Genomic DNA, 10448 nt, shown 5'->3' on the forward strand with positions numbered 1-10448 from the left:
TCTGGGGGGCAGAAAGTTTTTAAAGTGCAGTAGATAATTTAGCGATCAATTTTAGCTTTCGTCGTGAACAACGTCACATTGTATAAATGTATTAAAAATCAGGGTTCAGACTAAGTGAATGTTATATAACTCTAGCAACCAACTTCTTACACGCTTAACATCAGGATTCTGACTCTCTTTCATTTTTATTATTGTAGAAGAACGTTTATCTTTGATCATATCAATGACCGTATTCACATTGACTTCTCTAGAGTCATCAGCAAAAGCATAAACAAGAGCGAAATCACATAGATTGTTTATTCGTCTTGGTACACCTTCACTGTAACAAAAGATAGCAGCACAAGCTTCATTACTGAAAATTTTATGATCAGCTCCCGCTACCTCCATTCTATGTTCGATGTATTTTTGTGTTTCTGGATAGCTTAACGCTTTGAGGTGATATTCAACGCCTATACGTTGTGCAAACTGTTCCAACTCCGGTAGATTGAGCTTATCTATTAGTTCAGGCTGACCAGTTAAGACCAACTGCATAAAGATGTCAGCATCAATATTAACATTGGATAATAGCCTCAATTCTTCTAATGCTTTAACGGACAAATTTTGAGCTTCATCCACGATTAAAACAATTTTTTTTCCCTTCGCATGTTGCTCTACGACGAAATTGACGTAATCACGATAACGTCCTGAGTTATCTGTTGCGGAAGATTCGATATCAAGCGCATCCAGAACCCATTCCATTAACTCACCAAATGACTCACTTGTGTTATTGATTAGGCCGATGACATATTCATCATCAAGATTCTGCAACAATGTTCGAATCAGTGTTGTTTTTCCCGCGCCGATTTCTCCAGTGACTACTGTAAAACCAGCTTGGCTCATCAAACCATATTCCAGCATAGTTAATGCTTTTTTATGATAAGGACTCAAATAAACAAATCGTGGATCTGGTACAAGGTTAAACGGTTTAAATTTAAGACCAAAGTGTTCTATATACATAGATTAGTAGTTCTGATGTGACGGGGCGGTATCAGCTTTATTCATTACTGTACCGATTAAATGTGTACCCTCTAACAATTGTAAAGACTTCTTAATGTTAGCTTCATTATTCTTCCCATCTTCAAGTACCAGTAAAGTGCAATCAAAGTAATTTGTTGATAACAAGACATCGTCTGTCTGTAGTAAAGGAGGTACATCAAAGATAATGACGCGTGAGTTGTATTGAGATTTAATATCCTTCACTAAGGATGCCATTTTCGGACTTGATAATAACTCGGCAGAATCTTCTGCTCTACCTACCCCCGGTAAAAGAACCAACCTTTCGATACCAGGATTAACGAGTACATGATGTAAGTATAAGTCTTCTTGAAGATATTCTTTAAGCCCTGCATCTACATTCAAACCAAAATATTTGGCAATCGATGGATTTCTTAAATCCATATCAACTAATAAAACAGTTTGATTAAGCTCCATGGCCACAGCAACAGCCAGGTTTGCAGACACGAGTGATTTCCCTTCACCAGCCGTTGGTGACGTAATGGCAATACTTTGCCAGTCATTTTGTCGCATCTTTTGAAGGACTTGCGTTCTTAACATTCTAAATACGGCTGACTGTGGGTTATTATAATGTCCGGCTATTACCCTGTTATTTTCCAAAACGCTTGATGGTGTTTTAACTACTTTAGTTTGTGTGTATTGAATATTCTCAATGGCTGGTGCTAAAGGATCTTCAGGAAAACCATTTTCTTCCTGCACATCACTATTAGGTATATTTACATCATCGTTTATGACGTTACCAGTATGCTTCTGTCTTGCTTTGTCTAAGGCTTTCTGAATTCTATCCATTACTAATTCCTATCAGAAGATATGCTAAATCACAGTAAACTTACTTTACGCATTAACTTAAACCATAAAACTTCTAAATTAACGACATAAAAGTGAACTGCAATGACTGAAGCTATAGCAGCAACAATAGCAAGTACAATCCAACGATTTCTGATTGTTTTTTTGCGAGCTAACTCACGAGATGTTGTGATTACAGGTATGACCACAAGTGGCGTCTTACCAACCAGATGTGTCACTTGGGTATAACCTCTTACACCACCGAAAAGCAACTCTATCAATAAGGCCAGCCCTAAACCTGCACCAACTGATGCTCCCACTCCCAAGATGAGAAGTTTTGGCCTATTTGGTTTTTCAGCCTTTGAAGGTACGGCAGGTGGTTCAATGAGTGAAAAGCTCTCACCTTTGTTTTCAGACTCGAGGTTTTGCGCGAGTTCAGCTTGAAGTTGTTTTGAGCGTAATTCTCTATATTTAGCCAAGGTATTTTCGTGATCGCGTGTTAATTCACTATATGCTCTCTGTACTTGATATGTTTCAGCGACTCTTTTTTCAAAGTCAGCAATTTTAGCTTTTATATCTTCTTGTCTATTTTTTAAACGAGCTATTTCCCCTTCTGTCGAGGCAATCTTAGCCTGAATCTGAACATAGGCAGGATTAACATTTTTATTTGGCTGATTCGTCGTTGTCGATTCTCTACTTGCCGTTTTGAGGCGATCTTGAAGATTAGCAATTTTATTATTAAGCGCTTTTATATCAGGATGATTTTCAGCATACTTCTCTTTAAGGGTAGTTAAGTCGTCGGTAGCTTGATCTATTTCTGCCTGAATGACTTCTCTACTATTACCGCTTACACCAAGCTCATTCTCCAGCGCATCTATTTGCCTTCCTAATCTGAGTACATCGGGGTGATTAGGTTCATATTTTGACAGTAGATCGCTATATTGTATTCTCAGCTGTTCCAGACGTTGTTGAGAGGTAGTGGCTTCATTTGGATTCGATATGTTTGTTGGTAAAGCAGATGGAATGGTGGAAAGTTGTAAACTGAGCGTGGTGACTTGATCTTTCAGCACTAAAATTTCATTTTGATTTGAGTTTTGCTCATCTGTCAACCTCTCGATCATTGACAAATTATATTGTAATAACTCAGGTAAACTCTGGCTGTACCTATCTTTGAACTCTGCTATTTGTTTTTCAAGCTCACGCACTCTTGCTTGAAATTTATCTCCTTCCTCTTTCAAGAAGTCTTTCGTTTCTGCAGCACGATCTGTGCGAGCTTTGACATTTTCATTCAAAAACTCAGTGACAAGCTCATTGGCAACCTGCTGTGCTTTTTGTGGTGATTTATCCATAAATGAGACCGTGAAAGCAATACTGGCTCGTTTAGCTCGACCACTAACAGGATCCGTCACATTAGCTTGAACCAGATCCACGCTAACATTTGATTTAAAAAGTCCTACAAGCGCTGATGTTGCAGTTGCTTTCTGTCTTTCCTCTCTATACAGATCATACTTTCTTACGATATCCATCACACGAGCTGAAGTCATCAAACGCTGCTGGATAACTCTAATACGTTGATCGGCATAACTTGTGACAGTGGAGCGTACTAAATCATTTGGAATTTCTTGAGACTCAATTAATATTGTCCCTTCAGACTTGTATGTAGCAGGTAGTGAATAAACCACAAGAACAGCTGCAATACTTAGAACCACAGCTGGGATAATAATCCAGTATTTTCTGCGCCATAGGATATTGAGATAATCTCCCAAGCCTTTTACTTCTTCTTCCATTGATTATTTGCTCTTAACTCGTTGTTATGATTTAACGTGAAAAATGGATGCCATCCCAGTTATAGTCGATATTTAGGGACACAGAATTACTGTTTACATTTTTACCATCAGACTCATCTATACTGCGATAACGATACCCAAATGCGAGTGACCATTTTTCATATATATCCCATCTCAAGCTAGGAGAGAAATCGATATATTTTGTGGTAATACTGCTGATATCGTCAGCACTTGTGTACTCACGGTAAGTCGTTGATACACTAGCTTTAAGCTTTTCTGACAGTTCTCTACTGTAGCTGAGAGTATATGCATCCTGCTCGTTCACAGCGCCAGTGCTAGAAGGTAGTAATGAACGACTAGCTGATAGACTCATGGAGTCTAACTCACCATTTTTCGTAGCGCTCAAGGAGTAGTTAAGCCCAGAACTACTACTAGTTGTTGTTAAACCATTAGAAAAAGTATTTTCACTATCCAAGTAACGCGCACCTAACAAACCATTAATAACCCACAATTCAGTTAATTGATATGTAGAGGTAAAGCCTGCTGTGTATGTATCGTATTCATTATCTAGACTTTCTGATTCGGCAGAGTAATTTACGTATCCTAGGGATATACCACCACTTAGTCTTTCAGAATATTGATGTTGCCAGGCTAAGTTTAAACTCTTAGTCTCATTATCAGTCAATCGAGAATTGTTAGATAATAATGAATTATTCGTTGTTGAAGATTGTGTCCGCTCTTGGTAAGAAGCACTGGTTGTAATTGTATCTAACTCAGTCAAGCTATAACTAAAATTTGGAGATATAGATTTAATCGTGGTTGTAGATGTATTGCTAAAATCTGCTGTGTCTTCTTCCGCGATAGATCTTGACTCTCTTTCAGAATAATCTAGGTTTATTCCATAAGAGCTTCTTTCAGTCGAGCGAGATGTAGAAAAACCAATGAAAGGGTTTTCAGTATCAAGATCATTCAAGTCTTGGTAACGACTGATTCTATATCCCATCCGTAATCGAGACTCTGAATTCTCTAGATTTCTTGATAGTGATAATGTCGGGTTAATTTTTAGACTGAAGTCACCTTTTTTGTCTTCCCTTAATAGTTCATTATCATCGTATTTAAACTGTGGGTCAGCTTCAAAATCAATTCCCCACTCTGCAGCATTTACAGAGCTGGCGAACAAAATAGCAACTGTCAGTGATAGCTTTGTTTTCATCAACTTCACAGTTATGTTGAACTAAGGAATTATCATGACATCACCACTCTCAAGTGTGATGTTTGTTTTGAGTTGTTTGCCTTTTTTAATTTCAGCGTATTTGACTGGGAGCACTTTTTGGCTCTCTCCATCTCTCCTGAGCACAATAATGTTATTCTCTTCGGCATAGGGTGATAATCCACCGGCTAAACTCAATGCCTGCATAGCATCTAGTGGTTGATTCATAACAAACGACCCTGGATTAAGTACTTTCCCCAAAATATGTACTCTATTACCTTCAACACTTGTCACGGATACTGTAACAACTGGGTCAGCTAAATATTCACCAAGCTTTTTAGTTAATTCTGCCTCTACATTGGCAACTGTTTTATCTTTAGCCACTATTTCGCCTGCAAGTGGGAAAGTCACCACTCCATCAGGAAGAACAACTGCTTGCTTTTGCAGAGCTTCTTCGTTCCATACTGAGATATCTAAAATATCTCCAGAGTTTAGTAGATAACGTTCTTCTTCAGCTAATACTGCTGTAGAAAAAGATAATAATAAAGAAAACATTAAGATCAAGCGTTTAGACATTGAAGAAAATCCTTATCTATAATTGACATTCAAAATTGATATTAACACTCTATTTTTCAAAAAAAAAGGGAGCATTCGCTCCCTCCAAAAATATCTTAGTTAACCTACTGTTAACTTAAGTATTATTATGCAGCCACTGCGTTCTTTCTTCTAAGCCCTAAAAAGCCTAATAAAGCAGGAGCAAACAAGAATAATGCTGCTGGCACAGGTACTTCTGACACAGAAACATCATACTTGAATACATCACGGCTAGCGTTAAGAATATCTACAGCATAATTTACACCAGCTTCTAAAAACATAACAAACGAGTAATCACCAGTTATGTCAATAAGTGTTGTATAGACTGGGTAATCAGCTTCAGCTGTAAATCCGAGTTGAGCATTGGTAAAATTCGACTCTGGATTAAATGACCATTCAATTTTTACGTAAGTGTCTTCAGAACTACTTAGATTGAAAAATGACTTCCACGTATCACTAGGACCTGTCCCTTCAGTCACAAAACCACCACCTAAGACAGTTTGTCCACTGGAGATACTGACATCTTGTGTCGCATTCGATGCGCCCGCCACGTCAAAAGATAAAGTCGCTGCATTAACACCAACAGAGAACATTAGAGCTACTAAAAATAGCATCGCTTTTTTCATAATAAACTTCCTTATGCATAAGTTAAAACAAGCAATGCAGCCCAGCCATCTTCAGCGTCAAAGATCTGTGGCTTTCCGACCCCGCCTCACGACGAGTTTGGCTTTAATTAATTATCAAATTTGAGTTTGATAATTACCTATCTGACTTTTTCAGATGGTTCCATGTTAAGGGTCTAGTTCAGAGTCTGTCTATTGTACCTTGGTACAATGTTTACATATATTTACGTAGTCGACCTAGACTTCGTCACTAACAATAACATCAGCCAATAAAAAGGGAGCTTAAGCTCCCTTTTTATTTTCTGTTTTGCTTTTACTTATGCGGCAACAGCAGCTTTTCTACGAAGACCCAAAAAGCCCAATAGAGCTGGAGCAAACAAGAATAACGCTGCTGGAACAGGTACAGCTGAAACACCAAATGACATATTACCCAAAGCAGGTTGAATATCAAATGTTACAGCGTAAAAACCTTCTGCAAGGTTTAACATTGTCGTGAAATCAGGCGCAACGGCGAAAACCATAGTTCCGATTGTAAGTGTACCAGCTACAAACTTGCTAGATGGAGAAAAGTCAAAATCAATAGCAGACAATCCGCCATCGATAACTTCAAGTGTGAAAGACGTTGTAGTATCACCAAATGATGTACTTACTGCACTTGAACCATTATCGAAAATGGTAGCACTGTCTGAAGTTGTTAAGTTGTATGTCGCCGCGTTGGCAGCAACAGAAAACATCATAGCTACGATAAATAGCATCGCTTTTTTCATAATAAACTTCCTTATGCATAGGTTGAAAAAACAAGCAATGCAACCCAGCCATCTTTATATTTAAAGATCTGTGGCTTTCCGACCCCGCCTCACAGCGAGTTTGGCTTTAATTACACAACATCTAACCTGCTGACATTGTGTAAGACCATTTGTATATGATCTTGCTACAAAGCCATCACCGTTGATGTCTATTGTTCTGATTTCTACTGAAAATAATCACGATAACGAGTGTTATCTAGCACCCAAGATTGATGCATCTATTTCAGTAGTATTTCTATGATACCGTGTCTCAGGACAGGCAACAAGTTTATTTTCCTAAGTAAAATTACTAATAAGCTGAGTCGAGATTTCAATAGGCATTTTTACCTACAAACCCCTTAAATATCGTTAAGAAAATAATTTCTATATCCAGAAGTAATGACCAGTTCTGTATATATTTTAGATCGTAATGCACACGACCTTGCATTTTGTCCAAGGTATCAGTTTCCCCCCTAAAGCCATTTATCTGGGCTAAGCCCGTAATACCTGGTTTGACTTTATGTCTCAACATATACCCTTGAATCTGAGCACGGTATTGTTCGTTATGCGCTACAGCATGGGGTCGTGGTCCTACAATCGACATACTTCCGCCCAATGAATTAAAGAATTGGGGTAACTCATCCAGTGATGTTCTTCTCAAAAAGCCACCAAATGGTGTGATACGGCTATCATTTTTTTGTGCTTGTGTGACGGTGTCTCCATCCTCTGTTACCGTCATCGTACGGAATTTCCATACCTTAATTTTTTCACCGTCCATGCCGTAGCGTGTTTGCTTGAAAAACACGGGGCCCTTCGATGTCAATTTAACCCCTGCGGCAATCACCATCATAGGAAGAGCGATCATCGTCAGGATAAGACTACTTAGGATAATATCTTCCAGCCGTTTAAGGATACTATCGATACCAGCAAAAGGGGTTTCATAGACTGAAATGGCGGTGATTCCCTGGTAATCGACCCATCGAGAATTAAGCAAGTTAAATGTGAATAAGTCAGGAACAAGATATACAGAAGCCGTACTATCGGCTAATAGCTCAGTAATGTGTCTGATTCTATGCTCAGCAGACATAGCCAAGGTGATGTAAACAGTATCAACCTTCCCTGCCTTACAATCTTCAATGAGTTGATTGAAATCACCTGCTTTCTTATTTGTTACGACCAGATTAGGTTCTGTTTCTACCCGTTTTTGTGAACGGTCATCATAGTATCCAACCAGCCTAAATCCAGACCAATCCATTTCGTTAAATGCGCTTTCTAACCGTTTACCTAACATTGTCTCACCGACAATAGCCACATTTCTGGTATTGACACCACGAGCTCTAAGAATAGCCAATGATGTTCTTACAATGGCATGCCAGGAAATTAACTCTATAGGTGTCAGTAAAAACCACAAAAAGACAAAGCTATCAAGATAGGTGCCTGAATGAATAAAGAAGATATCAATCATGACCAGAATAAAAACACTGGTAAACCATGAAAACATGACGGCAGAGACTTCTTCCCTTAACGCCGTACCCCGCCACGAACGATAGGCATCTTGCGACTCAGCAAAAAAATTAAATAATACAATAGCGAACAAAAGACTCCATATGTAAAGTACATCCCAAGTCGCTTGGAAAATGTCGAATAAAGCTAAAAACGTTAGCAGGATAATACCGCTATCAATCAGTCTTGATATGGCATTAATTTTTGCGTCGTATTGTCTGATCCTGCCCTGAGCCATCTGTGCTAATTTATCCTATCGTTTTTTAGTCTTTTGATTATAAGTATAAATGACTTTGTATTAGTTGATATTGCTACTGTAATAGTCCTCAACAGTAGAAATTAGTCTTGCAAGCTCGGCTTCTTGTAATAAGTTTATGCCTGCTGCTGCTTTTCTGCCGCCACCTGTGTCGAACTGACCTGCAATAAAATCTGCTCCTTCCTGACGTATTTTAGGAGCTCTGATACTAACGACATAAGCCCCTGAATCAGGTATTTCAGTAAGAATTAAATGTGCTCGAGAAGGAAACTGGTTACTCAAGTAGTTGCTGAAGGTGCCACTAATACGTCTCGCCCATTTATCATCAGGTAAGGTAATAACCCCTACCATATCACTCTCATAACTTAGTTTTTGCTGTTTAGCTTTTGATAAGTCTGAATTGTAGCCTGAATCCAGTGTCTCCATTATCTCTGTATTTTCATTAATAAAATCCAAAGGTGATGAATAGCTTACACACTGTCTATAGAGTTTATCAGGTGTAAAAAACAAATCATCCAGACTCGCACCATAGCCATTATAATTAATATGCTGTCCTAAGGTTTTGAGTTTGATTATCTGGGTTTCAGTGAGGTGTAGTTTTTTTGCATAATTCTCGGCAACATTAGACAGATTATCACCAAAAGCTGCCGTAATTGCCCAGAGCTCATAGGCATGATTGAGGTGCTCATTGACAATTAAAGCTGTGCATTTATTGGGATGCATATCAATCAACGCCTCTAAACGAGGATGACTAATTTGATCTCCTGGGTTGTGGTGATCGGCATAAAAGACTTCAACATCATTTGATAACAAATTTAACAATGCATCGTGATTTTTCTGCATTGATATGTCTAAAACAGTGACTTTTGATGCTTTTTCAACATCTACCCTGCTCAGTAATTTTATATCTCGCTTAACACCTGTAATCAGTTCTGCCTTACTCGGGTTGGCCAGTCTTAATTGAACTAAGGCACATATACCGTCAGCATCGCCATTAAAAACATCAAAGTTGGTCATGGATTTGATTTTAAATTATCTCGTTTTGTTTTAGATAGGTAATCACTCTCGCCACACACTCATCCACATTGAGTTCAGCAGTGTTTAGCGTCACTTCTGCGGAGACTGGCGCTTCATATTCTGAATCTATACCTGTGAAATTTTTTATCTGTCCACTTCTTGCCTTTTTATATAAGCCTTTTGGATCACGTTGTTCACAAGTACTCAGTGGGGTGGATATATAGACTTCAACAAATTCTTTCTCTTCAACGAGATCTCGAACCAGTTTTCTATCACTGCGGAAAGGCGAAATGAAAGCACTCATGACAATGAGACCAGCATCAGCAAATAGCTTTGCCATTTCACCGATACGTCTGATGTTTTCAACACGGTCTGCGTCAGAAAACCCAAGATCTTTATTTAAGCCGTGTCTGACGTTGTCACCATCAAGTAAATAAGTGTGATGTCCTAGCTCAAATAGCTTTTGTTCCACAGCATCTGCAACCGTTGATTTGCCTGCACCACTGAGCCCTGTAAACCATAAAATACATGGCTTTTGTTTTTTTTGTTTTGATCGGTCTAACTTTTCTACTTTATGTTTATGCCAGACGATGTTGTTCATAGTAAAAAAAACGTCCTTATCTGAGTAAGTAAATAATCTATTGAAATAGATATTACCGACTTCAGCAATTATTCCTAGTCTTATTAATGTAAAAGTTAATTATTTCTTTGTCTTGACAAAGTTATCAGGCAAAAAAAAGCCTGACACAAGTCAGGCGTTTTAATTTGGTACCGACGGCCGGAGTCGAACCGGCACACCCGAAGGCACTACCCCCTCAAGATAGCGTGTCTACC

General features: G+C 38.6%; 10 protein-coding genes, 1 tRNA gene and 2 riboswitches (1 of these 13 only partly in view). All 11 genes read right to left on the reverse strand.

The features are described from left to right. Nucleotides 1–105 precede the first annotated feature (105 nt). Entirely contained in the window at nucleotides 106–996 is an 891-nt protein-coding gene (locus tag B3V56_RS08470; protein ID WP_289281964.1) for an ExeA family protein, read from the reverse strand. A 3-nt stretch (nucleotides 997–999) separates the two neighbouring features. Continuing rightward, nucleotides 1000–1842 carry a CpsD/CapB family tyrosine-protein kinase gene (locus tag B3V56_RS08475; RefSeq protein WP_289284171.1) on the reverse strand — a complete coding sequence of 281 codons (843 nt, stop codon included), beginning with the start codon at nucleotides 1840–1842 and terminating at the stop codon, nucleotides 1000–1002. Between the two features lie 29 nt (nucleotides 1843–1871). Continuing rightward, complete coding sequence (locus tag B3V56_RS08480) at nucleotides 1872–3626, reverse strand: Wzz/FepE/Etk N-terminal domain-containing protein (RefSeq protein WP_289281962.1); 1755 nt, start codon at nucleotides 3624–3626, stop codon at nucleotides 1872–1874. A 31-nt stretch (nucleotides 3627–3657) separates the two neighbouring features. Then, complete coding sequence (locus B3V56_RS08485; RefSeq protein WP_289281961.1) at nucleotides 3658–4839, reverse strand: hypothetical protein; 1182 nt, start codon at nucleotides 4837–4839, stop codon at nucleotides 3658–3660. 21 nt (nucleotides 4840–4860) lie between these two features. Continuing rightward, complete coding sequence (locus tag B3V56_RS08490; protein ID WP_289281960.1) at nucleotides 4861–5412, reverse strand: polysaccharide biosynthesis/export family protein; 552 nt, start codon at nucleotides 5410–5412, stop codon at nucleotides 4861–4863. A gap of 125 nt (nucleotides 5413–5537) precedes the next feature. Continuing rightward, complete coding sequence (locus B3V56_RS08495) at nucleotides 5538–6056, reverse strand: hypothetical protein (protein ID WP_289281959.1); 519 nt, start codon at nucleotides 6054–6056, stop codon at nucleotides 5538–5540. Nucleotides 6057–6088: 32 nt separating this feature from the next. Further along, nucleotides 6089–6168, reverse strand: a riboswitch (cyclic di-GMP riboswitch). Nucleotides 6169–6370: 202 nt separating this feature from the next. Continuing rightward, entirely contained in the window at nucleotides 6371–6820 is a 450-nt protein-coding gene (locus tag B3V56_RS08500) for a hypothetical protein (protein ID WP_289281958.1), read from the reverse strand. A 35-nt stretch (nucleotides 6821–6855) separates the two neighbouring features. Then, nucleotides 6856–6935, reverse strand: a riboswitch (cyclic di-GMP riboswitch). Nucleotides 6936–7169: 234 nt separating this feature from the next. Then, the gene (locus tag B3V56_RS08505) at nucleotides 7170–8579 is read right to left on the reverse strand and encodes an undecaprenyl-phosphate glucose phosphotransferase (protein WP_289281957.1); all 1410 of its coding nucleotides are present in this window, start codon (nucleotides 8577–8579) and stop codon (nucleotides 7170–7172) included. A gap of 60 nt (nucleotides 8580–8639) precedes the next feature. After that, nucleotides 8640–9614, reverse strand: coding sequence for a DHH family phosphoesterase (locus tag B3V56_RS08510; RefSeq protein ID WP_289281956.1), 975 nt, complete (start codon nucleotides 9612–9614; stop codon nucleotides 8640–8642). Between the two features lie 10 nt (nucleotides 9615–9624). Continuing rightward, nucleotides 9625–10215 (reverse strand): adenylyl-sulfate kinase, encoded by a 591-nt coding sequence (gene cysC / locus B3V56_RS08515; protein ID WP_286304007.1) that lies wholly within the window; start codon nucleotides 10213–10215, stop codon nucleotides 9625–9627. 165 nt (nucleotides 10216–10380) lie between these two features. Then, nucleotides 10381–10448, reverse strand: a tRNA-Leu gene (locus tag B3V56_RS08520) (it continues 114 nt past the right edge of the window).

Source organism: Methylophaga sp. UBA2513 (genome assembly GCF_002341285.1).
GTDB lineage: Bacteria > Pseudomonadota > Gammaproteobacteria > Nitrosococcales > Methylophagaceae > Methylophaga > Methylophaga marina.